Raw genomic sequence first — 16,849 nt, forward strand, 5'->3', positions numbered from 1 at the left:
CCGGGAGGCGAGAATCGGCCCATGAGCGGTGAGGGCCGGCCCTCCGGGGCCACGCAGCTGGACGCGAGCGGACTGCGGGTCGGGGTGGTGGCGGCCCGCTGGCACGCCGAGATCGTGGACCGGCTGCTGGAACGGGCGGTCGCCACGGCCCGGGAGGCCGGTGCCGAGCCCACCGTCGTGCGGGTACCCGGCACCGTCGAGCTGCCGGTCGTCGCCCAGGAGCTGGCCCGCGGCCACGACGCCGTCGTCGCGCTCGGTGTCGTCGTCCGCGGCGGCACCCCGCACTTCGAGTACGTCTGCGACGCCGTCACCGCGGGCCTCACCCGCGTGGCGCTCGACGAGTCGACCCCGGTCGGCAACGGCGTGCTCACCACCGACACGGTGGACCAGGCGGTCGACCGCTCCGGTGCGCCGGGCGCCGCCGAGGACAAGGGGTCCGAGGCCTGCATCGCCGCACTCGAATCGGCGCTGACGCTGCGCGACCTGCGCGCCGGCGCCCCGACCCGCCCGTGATCCCGACCCGGGTCAGCACAGGGAGACTCCAGTGACCGAGCAGCCGACCGACTCCACCGCCCCCGCCCCGGCGGCGCAGACCCGGACCGGACCCGGACCGGACGCGGTGACCCTGCGCCCGCGGGTCATCCGCTGGACCGCCTGGCTCAGCGCCGCCGGCGTGATGGTGTTCTTCCTCATCGCGGCCTACTTCATGCCCGCCGAGGACACCGGGGTCATCTTCCAGCCGGCCGACCAGGTCGCGATGATGGTCATCGGGGCGTTCGTCGCCGGCGGTCTGCTGCTCATGGCCCGCCCCCGGGTGCGCGCCGACAGCCACGGCATCGAGGTCCGCAACGTCATCACCGCCCGGTGGTACGACTGGGCCGACGTGCACGGCGTCTCGTTCCCCGACGGTGCCGCCTCGGCCCGCCTGGAGCTGCCCGACGACGAGTACCAGTCGGTGCTCGCCGTGCAGGCCGTCGACCGCGGGCTGGCCGTGCGCCACGTCCGCACCCTGCGCACCCTGCACCGCACCGCCGTCCTGGGGGAGTGACGGGTCAGGCGCCGATGCTCGGCGCCCCGGCCCGGCCGTCCAGGCGCGGGCCGCCCAGGTCGGCCCGGTCGGCCGCGGCGGCCCCGTGCCGGAAACCGCTGCCCGACACCTGCGGGCGGCGGGCGCGGCGCAGCCGGCCGAACTCGGCGTCGTAGGCGCGGTCCACCTCGGCGCCCCGGTCGGCCAGCACCAGCTCGGTCGACGCCGCCGCCCGCCCGGTCTCCGCCTCGGTCTCGCCCAGCGCGGAGCGCTCGGCCTCGCACAACCGCTCGTACACCCGGCCCGCGAAGCCGTAGATCCAGGACCGCCGGTAGGCCGCCACCGACTCGCCGGGGTCCGGCGGGCGGACCGCGGCCAGCGCGGCCGTGGCCTGCAGCAACAGCGAGGTGTAGAGCAGCTCCACCCGCTCCCGGTCCGAGGCGAACCCGAACACGGTGACCGCGGCGACCGAGCCGCCCCGCTGGTCGTGCATCACCCAGCGGCACCGCAGCGCCGACGCCGTCCACCCCAGCAGCCGCGCCTTCGCCCCGCTGTAGGGGTTGTCGACGGTGATCCGGCTCCGCCCGATCGGGTCGGCCCGCGCCGCCCCGGCGCCGGGGCCGCCGCGAGCAGCGCCTCGTCGATCCCGTGCCGTGCCATCAGGGCGAACGCCTTGTCGGTGTAGATCTCGGCCTCGTCCGGCGTGCCGGCCCGCTCCGCCTTCGCCAGTAGCTTGCGGATCCGGTCCAGCCGGGCCCCGGGCACCTGCTCACCCGGCGCGGTGCCGATGTCGGTGCGGGGGCCGGTCTCCTGCGCGGTGCTCACGGCGGTCTCCTCGGGCTCGGTATGGTCGAACTCGTGTTCGAGGGCGAGGTGTACCGGACCCTACCGACAGTTCCGGTGGGGCCGCGCGAGGTCCCCGGCCGACACGCGTCCCTACACCTCGTCCGGGGCCCGCGCCGAGGCCGGGGCCGGACCGGGACCGTCGGTGCCCGCAACTACCCTGGGAGTCACCATGGCCGACCCCAGCACCTACCGTCCGGCGACCGGGACGATCCCGGAGTCGCCTGGGGTGTACCGCTTCTCCGACCCCCGTGGCCGGGTGATCTACGTCGGCAAGGCCAAGAGCCTGCGGCAGCGGCTGAACTCCTACTTCGCCGACCTGTCCGGCCTGCACCCGCGCACCCGGCAGATGGTCACCACCGCGGCGAAGGTGGAGTGGACGGTCGTCGGGACCGAGGTCGAGGCCCTCCAGCTCGAGTACAACTGGATCAAGGAGTACGACCCGCGGTTCAACGTCCGCTACCGCGACGACAAGAGCTATCCCGTGCTCGCCGTGACGATGCACGAGGAGTACCCGCGGCTGCACGTCTACCGCGGCCCGCGCCGCAAGGGCGTCCGCTACTTCGGCCCGTACGCCCACGCCTGGGCCATCCGCGAGACCCTCGACCTGCTGCTGCGGGTCTTCCCCGCGCGCACCTGCTCGACGGGGGTCTTCAAGCGGCACGGCCAGATCGGGCGGCCCTGCCTGCTCGGCTACATCGACAAGTGCTCCGCCCCCTGCGTGGGCACGGTCACCGCCGACGAGCACCGCGACATCGTCGAGAACTTCTCCGACTTCCTGTCCGGACGCACCGACCGGATGGTCCGCCAGCTCGAACGCGAGATGGCCGAGGCCTCGGAGAACCTCGAGTTCGAGCGCGCGGCCCGGCTGCGCGACGACCTCGGGGCGCTCCGCCGCGCCCTGGAGAAGCAGGCCGTCGTGCTGGGCGACGGCACCGACGCCGACGTGGTCGCCTTCGCCGAGGACGAGCTGGAGGCCGCGGTCCAGGTCTTCCACGTCCGCGGCGGCCGGGTCCGCGGCCAGCGCGGCTGGGTGATCGACAAGGTCGAGCCGACCGACACCGAGCAGCTCGTCGAGCGGTTCGTCTCCCAGTTCTACGGCGAGCAGCACGCCCTCGCCGGCGCCGCCGACGACGCGGCGCAGCCGGTGCCCAAGGAGATCCTCGTCCCGGTGCTGCCCTCCGACACGCCCGCGCTGGAGCGCTGGCTGACCGGGCTGCGCGGCTCCAGGGTGGGGATCCGGGTGCCGCAGCGCGGCGACAAGCGGGACCTCGCCGCGACCGTCGCGCGGAACGCGAAGGAGGCGTTCGCCCAGCACAAGCTGCGCCGCGCCGGGGACCTCACCGCCCGGTCGGCCGCGCTGCAGGAGATCCAGGAGAATCTGGAGCTCGACCAGGCGCCGCTGCGCATCGAGTGCATCGACATCAGCCACGTGCAGGGCACGAACGTGGTCGCGTCGCTGGTGGTCTTCGAGGACGGGCTGCCCCGCAAGTCCGAGTACCGCCGCTTCGAGATCCGTGAGGCCGCCGCCGAGGGCGACGTGGCCTCGATCGCCGAGGTCGTGCGCCGCCGGTTCCGCCGCTACCTGGCCGAGACCGCCGACGAGCCGGCCCCCACCGAGGGCTCCGGGGAGGTCGCGCCCGGCGACACCGTGCGCACCGGGATCGACCCCGAGACCGGGCGGCCCAAGAAGTTCGCCTACCCGCCGAACCTGCTCGTCGTCGACGGCGCGAAGCCGCAGGTCGACGCGGCGGCCGCGGAACTGGCCGGGCTGGGGATCACCGACGTCGCGGTCTGCGGGCTCGCCAAGCGCCTCGAGGAGGTCTGGCTTCCCCACGACACCGACCCGGTGATCCTGTCCCGCACCAGCGAGGGGCTCTACCTGCTGCAGCGGATCCGGGACGAGGCGCACCGGTTCGCCATCACCTATCACCGCCAGCGTCGTTCGCAGGGCATGACGGCGTCCGCTCTCGACGGGGTCCCCGGGCTCGGCCCGGCCCGCAAGCAGGCGCTGCTCAAGCACTTCGGGTCGGTGCGCAAGCTGCGCGCCGCCGACGTCGACGAGATCGCCGGTGTGCCCGGCTTCGGTCGCCGGACCGCCGAGTCCGTGGTCGCGGCCCTGCACGCCGGAACCGAGGGGGAGAAGGCATGACCGACGACAACGGCGAGGTGACCGCGGGCCCGGGGATCGAGGTCGCAGTGGTCAGCGGCCTGTCCGGGGCCGGGCGCAGCACCGCGGCGAAGGTCCTGGAGGACCTGGGCTGGTTCGTGGTGGACAACCTGCCGCCCGAGCTCATCGCCACGATGGTCGAGCTGGGATCGCGGGCCCGGGGCGAGGTGGCCCGGATCGCGGTGGTGATGGACGTGCGCTCCCGCGCGTTCACCGACGACCTCGGTGCCGTCATCAAGGACCTCGACGGCCGCGGCTACCGGCCCAAGCTGCTGTTCCTGGAGGCCTCCGACGCGGTGCTGGTGCGCCGCTTCGAGCAGAACCGCCGCTCGCACCCGCTGCAGGGCGCCGGGCGCATCACCGACGGCCTGAACGCCGAGCGCGAGGTGCTGCGGCCGCTGCGCGAGGACGCCGACCTCGTCGTCGACACCTCGAACCTGTCGGTGCACGACCTGCGGACCCGGATCGAGGGCTCGTTCGCCCAGGAGAGCGCGCATGCCGCGACCCGGGTGACGGTGCTGTCGTTCGGCTACAAGTACGGGCTGCCGCTGGACTCCGACCTCGTCGTCGACGTGCGGTTCCTGCCCAACCCGCACTGGATCCCCGAGCTGCGCCCGTTCACCGGCCGCGACCGGGAGGTCAGCGACTACGTACTGTCCCAGGAGGGCGCGGAGGAGTTCGTCGACCGCTACCTGGAGCTGCTCGACCTCGTCGGCGCCGGGTACCGGCGCGAGGGCAAGCGCTACCTGACCGTGGCCGTCGGCTGCACCGGCGGCAAGCACCGCTCGGTGGCGATCTCGGAGGAGATCGGGCGCCGGCTCGCCGACCGCGAGGGCATCCAGGTCAACGTCGAGCACCGCGACATGGGGCGCGAGTGAGCCCACGCCCACCCGAGCGCACCGGGGGACTGCGCGTGGTCGCGCTCGGCGGCGGGCACGGCCTGCACGCCACGCTGACCGCGTTGCGCCGCTGCCCGCCGGTCACCGACATCGCCGCCGTGGTCACCGTGGCCGACGACGGCGGGTCCTCGGGGCGGCTGCGCCGCGAGCTCGGCCTGCTCCCGCCCGGCGACCTGCGGATGGCACTCGCGGCCCTGGCCGGCGACGACGAGCGGGGCCGCTTCTGGTCCGGGCTGGTCCAGCACCGCTTCGGCGGGACCGGCGCCCTGGCCGGGCACGCGGTGGGCAACCTGCTGCTCGCCGGGCTGCTGGAACGCGACGGCGACCCCGTGCGCGCACTGGCGACCGTCGGCGAGCTGATGGGCTGCGCCGGACGGGTCCTGCCGATGGCCCGGGTGCCGCTGGACATCGAGGCGGAGGTCGCGCTGGACGGCGTCGACGGCGCCCACCTGATCCGCGGTCAGGTCGCCGTCGCCTCCACCCCGGGCCGGGTGCGCCGGGTCTGGCTGCGGCCCGCCGACCCGCCCGCCTGCGACGAGGCCGTCCGCGCGGTGCGCGACGCCGACGTCGTGCTCCTCGGACCCGGCTCGTGGTTCACCAGCGTGCTCCCGCACCTGCTCGTGCCCGGGCTGCGCGACGCGTTGCTGGAGACCCCGGCGGCCCGGGTCGTGCTGCTCAACCTGGCCCCCGAGCCGGGGGAGACCGCCGGTTTCTCCCCCGAACAGCACCTTGAAGTACTGTCCGGGCACGCTCCCGGTCTGCGGGTGCACGCCGTCCTGGCCGACGCCGGGTCGGTGAGCCTGCCGGACCGGCTGGACGCGGCCGCCGCCGACCTGCTGGTCCCCGGCGGACGGGTGTGGCCGGCCGCCGTCGCCGACGCCCGGGCGGCGACCCCGCGGCACGACCCGGACGCACTGGCCGGGGCACTCGCCGACGTGTTCGGCGCTCTGACCCCCGGCCGGGTCCCGGCGGAGAACGGCACGCACGACAGGCCGCAGCACGACAGCCCGCAGCGCGGAAGGAGCTCCCGATGGCCATGACCGCCACGGTGAAGGACGAGCTGAGCCGGCTCACCGTCACCAAGCAGTCGTCGCGGCGCGCGGAGGTCGCCTCGTTGCTCCGCTTCGCAGGCGGCCTGCACATCGTGGGCGGCAGGGTGGTGATCGAGGCCGAGGTCGACACCGGCTCGGTCGCCCGCAGGCTGCGCCGCGAGATCCACGAGCTCTACGGCCACACCGCCGACGCGCACGTGATCACCGCGGGCGGTCTGCGCCGCAGCGCCCGTTACGTGATCCGGGTGATCCGCGACGGCGAGGGACTCGCCCGCCAGACCGGGCTGCTCGACAACCGCGGCCGCCCGGTGCGCGGGCTGCCGCCGCCCGTGGTCTCCGGTGACCTGTCCGACGCCGAGGCCGCCTGGCGTGGTGCGTTCCTCGCGCACGGGTCGCTCACCGAGCCGGGCCGCAGCTCCGCACTGGAGGTCACCTGCCCCGGCCCCGAGGCCGCGTTGGCCCTGGTCGGCGCGGCACGCAGGCTGGGCGTCGCGGCGAAGGCCCGCGAGGTGCGCGGCGCCGACCGGGTCGTGGTCCGCGACGGCGACGCGATCGGCGCGCTGCTGACCCGGATGGGCGCCCACCAGAGCGTCCTGTCCTGGGAGGAGCGCCGGATGCGCCGCGAGGTCCGGGCGACGGCCAACCGGCTCGCGAACTTCGACGACGCCAACCTGCGCCGCTCGGCGCGGGCCGCGGTCGCCGCGGCGGCCCGGGTCAGCCGCGCCCTGGAGATCCTCGGCGACGAGGTGCCCGAGCACCTGCAGGCCGCCGGGCGGCTGCGGGCCGAGCACACCCAGGCGTCGCTGGAGGAGCTGGGCCAGCTGGCCGACCCACCGATGACCAAGGACGCCGTAGCCGGCCGGATCCGGCGGCTGCTCCAGACCGCGGACAAGAAGGCCGCCGAGCTCGGCATCCCCGACACCGAGTCCGCCGTCACCGCCGAGATGCTGGAGGAGGAGGGCGGCGGGCGCTGACCGCGGTCACACCCCGTCACGAGGGGGGTGCGGGGCGTCGGGCATGATGCCGCCGTGACGATCCCGGGCTCCACCCTCCTCGCCGTTCATCTCGATCGATCCAGCATGCTGCGGCCGCTCCTGCCCGCGCTGCGCTCCGGTCTCGCGGACCTGCTCGCCGAGCAGGACGCCCACGACGGTCACCTGCAGGTCGTCGTCGCCACCGGGGACGACCTCACCCGCTCGCTGCCCGACGGCACGCACCCGCCCGCCGTCCCGGTCGGTGCCGCCGAGGCCCGCACCGCACTGCCCGCGAAGCTGCGCCCGCTCGGCGGCCCCGACCTGCGCGGCGGCGCGGCCCGGCTGCTCGGCGCCGTCGGCGACGAGCTCGCCGCCCGCGACGAGGCCGACCGCCCCGAGCGGGTCGTCGTCCTGCTCGTCGGGGAGGGCGCCGTCGGCGACACCTCCGCCGTCCGCGAGCGCATCGTCCACCAGCAGAGCACCTACGCCTGGGAGTTCGTGCTGGTCGACGTGACCACCGGCACGATCCCGGCCACCGCGGGCGCGCGGGCGGCCGCGTCCGGGGAGAACCGGGGCGAGGGCGGGGACGCCGCCGTCGCCGTCGCCGAGCGGCCCGCGGGCGACGGGGCCGAGCGCTTCGGCGTGCCGGTCACCGCCACCATCACCGCCGGTCCCGGCGCGGCCGGGGTCACCGCGGCGCTGTCCGCGGCCTCGGCGTTCGTGACCCGGGCCCGCGACGGCCGCCCGCACGAGCCCGTCGACGGCTTCTCCGACGACGAGCGCGCCGCCGCCGGCGTCCCCGACACCCGTCCCGGCTGGCGCCGCCTGCTCCGCCTGGCCTGAGCACGCCCGCGACGGCCCCGTGACCCGCCCGGGCACGGGGCCGTCGTGTGTCCGGATACCGGCCGGTACCGGTCCGTCCCCACACCGGGGCCCGTCCGGAGCGGTCCGACCGCGCCCGATCCCCGAGCGCGGCGCAGGTCACGGGCCCTACGGGGGTCGCGAGGGCCGATGCGCCGATAGGGTGGCTGCCGAGCACGGCACGCGCCGGCGCCCGCCACGGGCGCCGACCCGCGATCGACCTGCCACACCCCACCGCCGGGACCCGGCGGGCCGGGGGAGAAGACGACAGGCACGACGAGCCCTGGAGGCATCTGTGACGGTCCGCGTAGGAGTCAACGGCTTCGGCCGCATCGGCCGGAACTTCTGGCGGGCGGTGGACGCCCAGCGCGCCGCCGGCACCACGGACATCGAGATCGTCGCGGTGAACGACATCACCGACAACGCGACGCTCGCGCACCTGCTCAAGTACGACTCGATCCTGGGGCGCCTGCCCTACGAGGTCACCACCTCGGGCGACGAGATCGTCGTCGACGGCAAGGGCTTCAAGGGCCTCGCCGTCCGCGACCCCGCCGAGCTGCCCTGGAAGGACCTGGGCGTCGACGTCGTCGTCGAGTCGACCGGCATCTTCACCAAGCGCGAGGCCGCGGCCAAGCACCTCGACGGCGGCGCCAAGAAGGTCGTCATCTCCGCCCCGGCGACCGACGAGGACATCACCATCGTCAAGGGCGTCAACGACGGCGACTACGACGGTTCGCAGACCATCGTCTCGAACGCGTCCTGCACCACCAACTGCCTCGCGCCGATGGCGAAGGTGCTCGACGACCTGGCCGGGATCGAGAAGGGTCTGATGACCACGATCCACGCGTACACCCAGGACCAGAACCTGCAGGACGGCCCGCACAAGGACCTGCGCCGCGCCCGCGCCGCCGCCCTGAACATCGTCCCCACCTCCACCGGTGCGGCGAAGGCGATCTCGCTGGTCATGCCGCACCTCAAGGGCAAGCTCGACGGCTACGCGCTGCGGGTGCCGATCCCCACCGGCTCGGCCACCGACCTGACCGTCGAGGTCCGCAAGGAGGTCACCGCCGCCGAGATCAACGCGGCGATGAAGGCGGCCGCGGAGGGCCCGCTGAAGGGCGTCCTCAAGTACACCGAGGACCCGATCGTCTCCTCCGACATCGTGACCGACCCGCACTCGTGCATCTACGACTCGGGCCTGACCAAGGTCATCGGCAACCAGGTCAAGATCGTCGGCTGGTACGACAACGAGTGGGGCTACTCCAACCGCCTCGTCGACATCACCGGTCTGGTGGCGTCGAAGCTGTGAGGACCCTCGACGACCTCGTCGCCGAGGGCGTACAGGGCCGGACCGTGCTGGTCCGCTCCGATCTGAACGTTCCCCTCGACGACGACCGGAACATCACCGACGACGGCCGCATCCGTGCGTCGGTGCCGACGATCCAGGCGCTGTCCGGTGCGGGCGCGCAGGTCGTCGTCACCGCGCACCTGGGCCGCCCGAAGAACGGGCCCGACGAGAAGCTCTCGCTGGCCCCGGTCGCGCAGCGGCTCGGCGAGCTGCTGGGCGCCCCGGTGCGCCTGGTCGAGCTCGGCACCCCGCTCCCGTCGACGGCCGCCGGCGACGTCGTGCTGCTGGACAACATCCGGTTCGACGCCCGCGAGACCAGCAAGGACGACGCCGAGCGCGGCGCGTTCGCCGACGAGCTCGTCGCCCTGGTCGGCGAGGACGCGGCGTTCGTCTCCGACGGGTTCGGCGTGGTCCACCGCAAGCAGGCGTCGGTCTACGACGTCGCGCAGCGGCTCGACGCCTACGCCGGCGGGCTCGTCCTGTCCGAGGTCGAGGTGCTCCGCACCCTGACCGGCTCGCCGGAGCGCCCGTACGCGGTCGTGCTCGGCGGCTCCAAGGTCTCGGACAAGCTGGCCGTGATCGAGGCGCTGCTGCCGAAGGTCGACACGCTGCTCGTCGGCGGCGGGATGTGCTTCACGTTCCTCGCCGCGCAGGGCCACGGCGTCGGCTCCTCGCTGCTGGAGTCCGACCAGGTCGACACCTGCCGGACGCTCCTGGAGTCCGGCAAGATCGTCCTCCCGACCGACGTCGTCGTCGCCGACGCGTTCTCCGCGGACGCGAACACGAAGACGGTGCCGGTGGACGGGATCGACGACGGCTGGATGGGCCTCGACATCGGGCCCGACTCGGTGCGGGAGTTCGCGGCCCGCATCGCCGACGCGAAGACGATCTTCTGGAACGGCCCGATGGGCGTGTTCGAGCTGGCGCCGTTCGCCGAGGGCACCCGCGGTGTCGCGCAGGCGATCGCCGACGGCGACGCCTTCTCCGTCGTCGGTGGCGGGGACTCCGCCGCCGCGGTCCGGGCGCTCGGCATCGCCGAGGACGCGTTCTCCCACATCTCCACCGGGGGCGGCGCGTCCCTGGAGTTCCTGGAGGGCGCGACCCTGCCGGGCGTCGCCGTGCTGGAGGAGGACGCCTGATGGCCACCCGCAAGCCCCTCATCGCGGGCAACTGGAAGATGAACCTCAACCACCTCGAGGCCATCGCGGTGGTGCAGAAGCTCGCCTTCGCCCTGCCCGACCGGTACCTCGACAAGGTCGAGGTGGCCGTCCTGCCGCCGTTCACCGACATCCGCAGCGTGCAGACGCTGATCGACGGCGACAAGCTGCGCCTCGTGCACGGCGCCCAGGACCTGTCCCCGCACGACTCCGGTGCCTACACCGGTGACGTGTCGGGCGTCATGCTGGCCAAGCTGGGCTGCACCTACGTCGCCGTCGGGCACTCCGAGCGTCGCGAGATCCACGGCGAGGACGACGCGGTCGTCAACGCCAAGGTGCTCGCCGCGCTCAAGCACGGGATCACCCCGATCCTGTGCGTCGGCGAGGGCCTGGACGTCCGCGAGGCGGGCACCCACGTGCAGCACTGCACCGACCAGCTGCGCGGGGCGCTGAAGGGCGTCACCGCCGAGCAGGCGGCCGGTCTCGTGCTCGCCTACGAGCCGGTCTGGGCGATCGGCACCGGCAAGGTGGCGGGCCCGGCCGACGCGCAGGAGGTCTGTGCCGCGCTGCGGGCGACGCTGGCCGAGCTGTACTCCGACGAGGTCGCCGGGACGGTCCGCGTCCTCTACGGCGGTTCGGTGAAGTCGTCGAACGTGGGCGAGATCGTGGCCCAGACCGACGTCGACGGCGCACTCGTCGGCGGCGCCAGCCTCGACGCCGAGGAGTTCGCCAAGCTGTCGGCGATCGCCGCGGGTGGTCCGCTGCCGTAGGCGGCCCCGTTCCCGTCCCGCGGCCCCGGTCCCCTGTCAGTGGGGGCCGGGGCCGCTGGAGTATTCTCTCCCCACTCCGGCGAGCGACCACTGATGGGGAAGCGCACGTGATCCTGACCCTCCAGATCATCCTGATCGTGACCAGCCTCCTGCTGATCGCGATGGTCCTGCTGCAGCGCAGCAAGGGTGGTGGTCTGACCAGTCTCTTCGGTGGCGGCGTGCAGTCGAGCCTGTCCGGCTCGGCGGCGGCGGACCGCAACATCGCTCGCTACACGGTCTTCGTCGGTCTCATCTGGCTCATCGCGGTGGTCGGCAACGGCCTGCTGCTGGCCACCGGCTGACACCTCGGACGGACGAGAGGGAACGGGACATGGCAGGCGGCAACGCGATCCGCGGTACCCGGGTCGGTGCGGGACCGATGGGCGAGAACGAGCGGGGCGAGACCGCTCCGCGCGAGCGCATCCCGTTCTACTGTGCGAACGGGCACGTCAACAACACCTGGTTCGCCGCGGAGGCCGAGGTCCCCGAGACCTGGGACTGCCCGCGTTGCGGGCTGCCGGGCGGACGTGACGCGGAGAACCCGCCCGCCGCGCCCCGGACCGAGCCGTACAAGACGCACCTGGCGTACGTGAAGGAGCGGCGCAGCGACGCCGACGGCGAGGCCATCCTCGAGGAGGCCCTCGGCCGGCTGCGGGCCTCCCGGGAGCTCTGACCCGGTCCCACGGCGCGCCGGGGTCGTGACCGGGCGCACGTCCGGGTTAGATTCGGTGGTCATGAGCCGCTGGACGCTGCCCCCGGACCGGATCCCCTCGGCATGGTTCAACGTCGTGCCGCACCTGCCGACGCCGCCGCAGCCGCCCCTGCACCCCGGGACCCGCGAGCCGGTCGTCCCGGACGACCTGGCGCCGCTGTTCCCGGCCGCCCTGATCGAGCAGGAGGTCAGCGCCGAGCCGTGGATCGACGTCCCCGGTGAGGTCCTCGACATCCTGAGGCTGTGGCGGCCCACGCCGCTGGTCCGCGCGACCCGGCTGGAGAAGGCGCTGGGCACGCCGGCGCGGATCTACTTCAAGGACGAGTCCATCTCGCCCTCGGGCAGCCACAAGACCAACACGGCCGTGGCCCAGGCGTTCTACAACGCGCGGGAGGGCACCACCCGGCTCACCACCGAGACCGGCGCGGGCCAGTGGGGGACCGCGCTGTCGTTCGCCGCGGCCCAGTTCGACCTGGACCTGAAGGTCTACATGGTGCGGGCCTCCTACGGGCAGAAGCCCTACCGGCGGATCGCGATCGAGACCTGGGGAGGCGAGGTCGTGCCGTCGCCCGTCGACGAACCCGACCACCCCGGCTCGCTCGGCTCGGCGATCTCCGACGCGGTCCGCGACTGCGTCGGCCGCTCCGACACCCACTACGCGCTCGGGTCGGTGCTCAACCACGTCCTGCTGCACCAGACCATGATCGGTCTGGAGGCGAAGGAGCAGCTGGCGCTGGCGGGGGAGCGGCTGCCCGACGTCGTCATCGCGCCGTGCGGTGGCGGCTCCAACCTGGGCGGGATCGCCTTCCCCTTCGTGCCAGACTCCGGCGTGCGGCTGCTCGCCGTCGAGCCGCTCTCGTGCCCGACGCTGACCCAGGGCCGCTACGACTACGACTTCGGCGACACCGCGGGCCTCACCCCACTGATGCCGATGTACACCCTGGGCCACGACTTCGTGCCGCCGTCGATCCACGCCGGCGGGCTGCGCTACCACGGTGACTCGCCGCTGGTGTCCTCACTGGTCAAGGACGAGCGGATGGAGGCCGTCGCCTACCCGCAGGGGAAGGTGTTCGAGGCCGCCATCCAGTTCGCGCGCACCGAGGGCAAGATCCCGGCGCCGGAGTGCGGGCACGCCATCGCCGCCACCATCGACGAGGCGCTCGCCGCGAAGGAGACCGGGGAGGAGAAGGTGATCCTGTTCAACTACTGCGGTCACGGCTTCCTCGACCTGGCCGCCTACGACGACTACACGAACGGCCGGCTCGACGAGATGGGCTGACGGGATCGGCTGAGCCCGACCCGCACCACGACGGCCCGCCCCCCGGACCGGGGACGGGCCGTCGCCGTGCGGGCGGTCAGCGGCGCAGGCCGCGCAGCAGGGCCGCGGTGTCGCGGCGGCGGGCCCACGCGACCACGCACACCGCCACCAGGGTCAGCGCCGGGAACACGACCATCGCGGGCACCAGCACCACGGTCACCGCGGTGGCCCCGACCATCAGCGCGACCTGGCAGACGGCGGCGAGCCCGCACAGCCGCGGGACCAGGAGGGCGACCGCGCCGGCCAGCTCCAGCCAGCCGACCACGACCATGCCGACGGTCCCCAGGCCCAGCAGGTCGAACCCGGCGACCGCGACCGGGTCGGCGTCGACCTTCGGCAGCGCCGCCATCACGAAGACCGCGGCCAGCAGCACCTGCAGCACCCACAGGCCGACGGTGGCGGCCCGCGGACGACGGGTGGCGGAGGTGGTGGACGCGGTCCCGGTACGGGTGGTGGTGGTCATGGCGGGCTCCCTCGGTGCTCGCGGTCCCGGGCCGGGGCCGCCGTTGCAGAGGAGACCGGGGCCGTCGCCGGAACTCATCGGTGCGCCCGGTCCGGGTTCGGACCGTCGGTCCCGGCTGCGTCGTGTGTCGCGTCGGCGGTGTCTGCGCGGGGCGTGCCGGATGCCCGGACCCGACACCCACCGGAAACCGCACCCGGTTGCTCCACGAAACACCGCGGGCGAACCATCCCTGCCGGGGTCGGGGAACTGCGACGACGGAGGACGCGTGGGCGTGAATGCGGGAGACACCGCGTGGGTGCTGGTCAGCGCCGCGCTGGTGATGTTGATGACGCCGGGACTGGCGTTCTTCTACGGCGGGATGACCCGCAGCAAGTCCGTGCTCAACATGCTGATGATGAGCACCATCTGCCTGGCCGTGGTCAGCGTCCTGTGGGCGCTGTACGGCTACAGCTGGGCCTTCGGCAACGACGTGGGCGGCGGCCTGATCGGCGGCGGGGAGTTCGCCGGGCTGGCGAACACCGTCGGCGCGATGGTCGGCGTCGGCAGCGACTCGGCCCCGTGGCCGGGCACCGACGCCCTGCCCGCGCTGGCGTTCGTGATGTTCCAGCTCATGTTCGCGGTCATCACCCCGGCGCTGATCTCCGGCGCCGTCGCGGACCGCACGAAGTTCTGGGGCTGGACCGCGTTCGTCGTGCTGTGGGTGACCATCGTGTACTTCCCGGTCGCGCACTGGGTGTTCGCCTTCGACGGCTTCACCGGCCCGGACAACGTCGGCGGCTGGATCGCCAACACCCTCAAGGCCGAGGACTTCGCCGGTGGCACCGCGGTGCACATCAACGCCGGTGCCGCGGCGCTCGCGCTGGCGATCGTGCTCGGCAAGCGGCGCGGCTGGCCGCGCGAGCCGATGCGTCCGCACAACCTCCCGTTCGTGCTGCTGGGCATGGCGCTGCTGTGGTTCGGCTGGTTCGGCTTCAACGCCGGTTCCGCGCTCTCCGCGGGTGACCTCGCCGCGACCGCGTTCACCAACACCATGCTCGCCACCGCCACCGCGCTGATCGGCTGGCTGCTCGTCGAGCAGGTCCGCGACGGGCACCCCACCACCCTCGGTGCGGCCTCCGGCGCCGTCGCCGGGCTGGTCGCGATCACCCCGGCGTGCGGGTTCGTGCAGCCGGTCGGGGCGCTGGCCATCGGGCTCATCGCCGGTGCGGTGTGCGCGCTGGCCGTCGGGCTGAAGTTCCGCTTCGGCCTCGACGACTCCCTCGACGTCGTCGGCGTCCACCTCGTCGGCGGCATCGTGGGCACCCTGCTCATCGGCTTCTTCGGCGACAACAGCGTCAACTCCGCCGCCGCCGGCGACAACGGCCTGTTCTACGGCGGCGGGCTGGTCCAGCTGGGCCGCCAGGCGCTCGCCGCGGGTGCGGTGCTGCTGTACTCCTTCGTCGTCGCGCTGGTCCTCGGCTACCTGATCAAGGTGACCATCGGGTTCCGCATCGACGAGGAGAACGAGGCCACCGGCATCGACGAGACCGAGCACGCCGAGACCGCCTACGACTTCTCGTCGCTGGGCAGCCGCGCGCTCGCCGGGGCCTCCCGCCCCGCGACGCCGGCCACCCGTGAGCCCGTGGGGGAGAGCCGATGAAGCTCGTCACCGCCATCGTCAAGCCGTTCGCGCTGGAGGACGTCCGTGGTGCGCTCGAACACCTCGGTGTGCTCGGGCTGACCGTCGGGGAGGTCCGCGGGCACGGCAGGCAGAAGGGACACACAGAGATCTACCGCGGCGCGGAGTACTCGGTGGACTACGTGCCGAAGGTGCGTATCGAGACCGTCGTCGACGACGAGATCGCCGACAAGGTCGTCGACGCCATCGTCGAGGCGTCCCGCACCGGCAAGATCGGCGACGGGAAGATCTGGGTGCAGCCCGTCGAGACCATCGTGCGCGTCCGCACGGGCGAACGCGGCAGCGACGCGGTCTGAGCCGTCAGCGCGCCGCCGGACGGGCCGTCCGGCGGCGCGCCGTCCCGCCCTCGGGGGCGACGGCGCGCGCGGCGTGCGCCGCACCCAGGTCCGCCGCCGCGGCGGCGAACACCGGGTCGAAGAACAGGAAGCTGAGCAGCTCCGCGCCGTGGGTGGTGTCGGCGTCCGGCACCGCACCGCCCACCAGCCGCTCCAGCACGGCCAGCGACGGGTTCCGCAGCGCGCGCAGCCCGCCGTACTCGCGGCGGCGCACCGCGTCGGCCAGCTCCGCCAGCTCGGTGGCCTGGTCGGCGGGCGGCCCGGCGAACCAGGTCGCGATCCGGCGGTGCCGCCGGTCCTCGCCGCGGTCGACCAGCGCGTTGACCGCGCGCAGGGTCCGCAGGTCCTCGGTCACCCCGGCGCCCAGCACGATGCGCAGCGCCAGCGCGGCGACCGCGTACACGTCGGGCACCCGGTCCGCCGGGGACGGCGCCGCGGCGGACTCGCCGAACGGGACGTCCGGCGTCGTCGCGACGACGCCGACCCGGTCCGCGCCCAGGCGCAGTGCGGGCTTGAGCGGGGTGTTGAGCCGGACCCCGCCGTCGAGGTACCAGCCGGCCGCCTCGCCCTCGATGCGACGCGGCGCGAACAGCACCGGCACCGCGGCCGAGGCGAGCAGGTGGTCCGGGTCCAGCCGGGCGTCGACGTAGCGGATGTCGCGACCCGGGTCGTACGGCGGCAGCGCCACGTCCGGCCCGCGCTCGACGAACACCGTGGTCCCGCCGGTCCCGGCGGCGGTGCACGCCACCCCGACGGCGTCGACCCGGCCGCGGGCGACGGCGTCGTGCAGCCGGTCCCAGTCGACGACCCGGTCCACCACCGGGCGCAGCCGGTCGGCGTCGAGGAGGCGGGTCACCCGGTCCGGCACGAGCAGCAGCCTCCGCAGCCACGACGGGACCCCGGCGAGGTCCCCGAGGTAGGCCGCGGTCGCCTCCACCGCCGACGACGGCAGCGCCACGACCTCCTCGGTGCGCACCGAGGACCAGCGGGCGACGAGCTCGGCGGCCGCGGCGTCCGGGGCGACGTCGGACAGCCCGGCCAGCGCGGCCACGTTGAGCGCGCCCGCACTCGTGCCGACCAGCACCGACGGCGCCGACCACCGCCGCGCCATCCGCGGCAGGAGCTCGGTCAGCGCACCCGCCTCGTAGGCGCCGCGCGCTCCCGCGCCCGCCACGACGAGTCCGGTCCGTGCCGCCACCCGGA

At 74.1% G+C, this 16,849-nt stretch carries 19 protein-coding genes; 15 read left to right on the forward strand and 4 right to left on the reverse strand.

Features of this window, described 5'->3' with window-relative positions:
* Nucleotides 1-21 precede the first annotated feature (21 nt).
* Entirely contained in the window at nucleotides 22-513 is a 492-nt protein-coding gene (gene ribH, locus ND486_RS01290) for a 6,7-dimethyl-8-ribityllumazine synthase (RefSeq protein WP_251782387.1), read from the forward strand.
* 31 nt (nucleotides 514-544) lie between these two features.
* The gene (locus ND486_RS01295; protein WP_374107477.1) at nucleotides 545-1,048 is read left to right on the forward strand and encodes a PH domain-containing protein; all 504 of its coding nucleotides are present in this window, start codon (nucleotides 545-547) and stop codon (nucleotides 1,046-1,048) included.
* Between the two features lie 4 nt (nucleotides 1,049-1,052).
* Here the strand turns inward: ND486_RS01295 and ND486_RS01300 are convergent, their stop codons facing one another.
* Nucleotides 1,053-1,520, reverse strand: a complete 468-nt coding sequence (locus ND486_RS01300) for a hypothetical protein (RefSeq protein WP_251782388.1) — start codon at nucleotides 1,518-1,520, stop codon at nucleotides 1,053-1,055.
* The gene (locus tag ND486_RS01305) at nucleotides 1,520-1,852 is read right to left on the reverse strand and encodes a DUF2786 domain-containing protein (protein ID WP_251782389.1); all 333 of its coding nucleotides are present in this window, start codon (nucleotides 1,850-1,852) and stop codon (nucleotides 1,520-1,522) included. The genes ND486_RS01300 and ND486_RS01305 overlap by 1 nt, the downstream gene beginning before the upstream one ends.
* Nucleotides 1,853-2,042: 190 nt before the next feature.
* Here ND486_RS01305 and uvrC point away from each other — a divergent pair, with 190 nt between their 5' ends.
* The 11 genes from uvrC (at nucleotide 2,043) to ND486_RS01360 (ending at nucleotide 13,131) form a co-directional block, all read left to right on the forward strand.
* Nucleotides 2,043-4,022 (forward strand): excinuclease ABC subunit UvrC, encoded by a 1,980-nt coding sequence (uvrC, locus tag ND486_RS01310; protein ID WP_208821210.1) that lies wholly within the window; start codon nucleotides 2,043-2,045, stop codon nucleotides 4,020-4,022.
* A complete protein-coding gene (gene rapZ / locus ND486_RS01315) occupies nucleotides 4,019-4,918 on the forward strand; it encodes an RNase adapter RapZ (protein ID WP_208821208.1) in 900 nt (299 codons plus the stop codon). The genes uvrC and rapZ overlap by 4 nt, the downstream gene beginning before the upstream one ends.
* A 29-nt stretch (nucleotides 4,919-4,947) precedes the next feature.
* On the forward strand, nucleotides 4,948-5,979 hold the full coding sequence (gene yvcK / locus ND486_RS01320) for a uridine diphosphate-N-acetylglucosamine-binding protein YvcK (RefSeq protein ID WP_251782975.1): 1,032 nt from the start codon (nucleotides 4,948-4,950) through the stop codon (nucleotides 5,977-5,979).
* Nucleotides 5,970-6,965: a DNA-binding protein WhiA gene (gene whiA, locus ND486_RS01325; protein ID WP_062395598.1), complete on the forward strand. Its 996-nt coding sequence runs from the start codon at nucleotides 5,970-5,972 to the stop codon at nucleotides 6,963-6,965. The genes yvcK and whiA overlap by 10 nt, the downstream gene beginning before the upstream one ends.
* 105 nt (nucleotides 6,966-7,070) lie before the next feature.
* On the forward strand, nucleotides 7,071-7,808 hold the full coding sequence (locus ND486_RS01330) for a hypothetical protein (RefSeq protein WP_208821206.1): 738 nt from the start codon (nucleotides 7,071-7,073) through the stop codon (nucleotides 7,806-7,808).
* Between the two features lie 313 nt (nucleotides 7,809-8,121).
* Nucleotides 8,122-9,135 carry a type I glyceraldehyde-3-phosphate dehydrogenase gene (gap, locus tag ND486_RS01335; protein WP_073574708.1) on the forward strand — a complete coding sequence of 338 codons (1,014 nt, stop codon included), beginning with the start codon at nucleotides 8,122-8,124 and terminating at the stop codon, nucleotides 9,133-9,135.
* On the forward strand, nucleotides 9,132-10,313 hold the full coding sequence (gene pgk, locus ND486_RS01340) for a phosphoglycerate kinase (RefSeq protein ID WP_251782390.1): 1,182 nt from the start codon (nucleotides 9,132-9,134) through the stop codon (nucleotides 10,311-10,313). Before gap ends, pgk begins: the two co-directional genes overlap by 4 nt.
* Nucleotides 10,313-11,101: a triose-phosphate isomerase gene (tpiA, locus tag ND486_RS01345; RefSeq protein WP_062395591.1), complete on the forward strand. Its 789-nt coding sequence runs from the start codon at nucleotides 10,313-10,315 to the stop codon at nucleotides 11,099-11,101. Before pgk ends, tpiA begins: the two co-directional genes overlap by 1 nt.
* Before the next feature lie 107 nt (nucleotides 11,102-11,208).
* Nucleotides 11,209-11,442, forward strand: a complete 234-nt coding sequence (secG, locus tag ND486_RS01350; protein WP_020627703.1) for a preprotein translocase subunit SecG — start codon at nucleotides 11,209-11,211, stop codon at nucleotides 11,440-11,442.
* Nucleotides 11,443-11,471: 29 nt separating this feature from the next.
* Nucleotides 11,472-11,813, forward strand: a complete 342-nt coding sequence (locus ND486_RS01355) for an RNA polymerase-binding protein RbpA (protein WP_020627702.1) — start codon at nucleotides 11,472-11,474, stop codon at nucleotides 11,811-11,813.
* A 61-nt stretch (nucleotides 11,814-11,874) separates the two neighbouring features.
* The gene (locus ND486_RS01360; protein WP_251782391.1) at nucleotides 11,875-13,131 is read left to right on the forward strand and encodes a TrpB-like pyridoxal phosphate-dependent enzyme; all 1,257 of its coding nucleotides are present in this window, start codon (nucleotides 11,875-11,877) and stop codon (nucleotides 13,129-13,131) included.
* Between the two features lie 76 nt (nucleotides 13,132-13,207).
* Here ND486_RS01360 and ND486_RS01365 read toward each other — a convergent pair whose 3' ends face one another.
* Complete coding sequence (locus tag ND486_RS01365; protein ID WP_251782392.1) at nucleotides 13,208-13,633, reverse strand: DoxX family protein; 426 nt, start codon at nucleotides 13,631-13,633, stop codon at nucleotides 13,208-13,210.
* Between the two features lie 271 nt (nucleotides 13,634-13,904).
* Here ND486_RS01365 and ND486_RS01370 point away from each other — a divergent pair, with 271 nt between their 5' ends.
* Complete coding sequence (locus tag ND486_RS01370) at nucleotides 13,905-15,272, forward strand: ammonium transporter (RefSeq protein ID WP_251782393.1); 1,368 nt, start codon at nucleotides 13,905-13,907, stop codon at nucleotides 15,270-15,272.
* Nucleotides 15,269-15,607, forward strand: coding sequence for a P-II family nitrogen regulator (locus ND486_RS01375; protein ID WP_062395424.1), 339 nt, complete (start codon nucleotides 15,269-15,271; stop codon nucleotides 15,605-15,607). The genes ND486_RS01370 and ND486_RS01375 overlap by 4 nt, the downstream gene beginning before the upstream one ends.
* Before the next feature lie 4 nt (nucleotides 15,608-15,611).
* Here the strand turns inward: ND486_RS01375 and ND486_RS01380 are convergent, their stop codons facing one another.
* Nucleotides 15,612-16,844, reverse strand: coding sequence for a patatin-like phospholipase family protein (locus ND486_RS01380; RefSeq protein ID WP_251782394.1), 1,233 nt, complete (start codon nucleotides 16,842-16,844; stop codon nucleotides 15,612-15,614).
* Nucleotides 16,845-16,849: the final 5 nt, after the last annotated feature.

This window comes from Pseudonocardia sp. DR1-2, from assembly GCF_023717215.1.
Taxonomy (GTDB): Bacteria; Actinomycetota; Actinomycetes; order Mycobacteriales; family Pseudonocardiaceae; genus Pseudonocardia; species Pseudonocardia alni.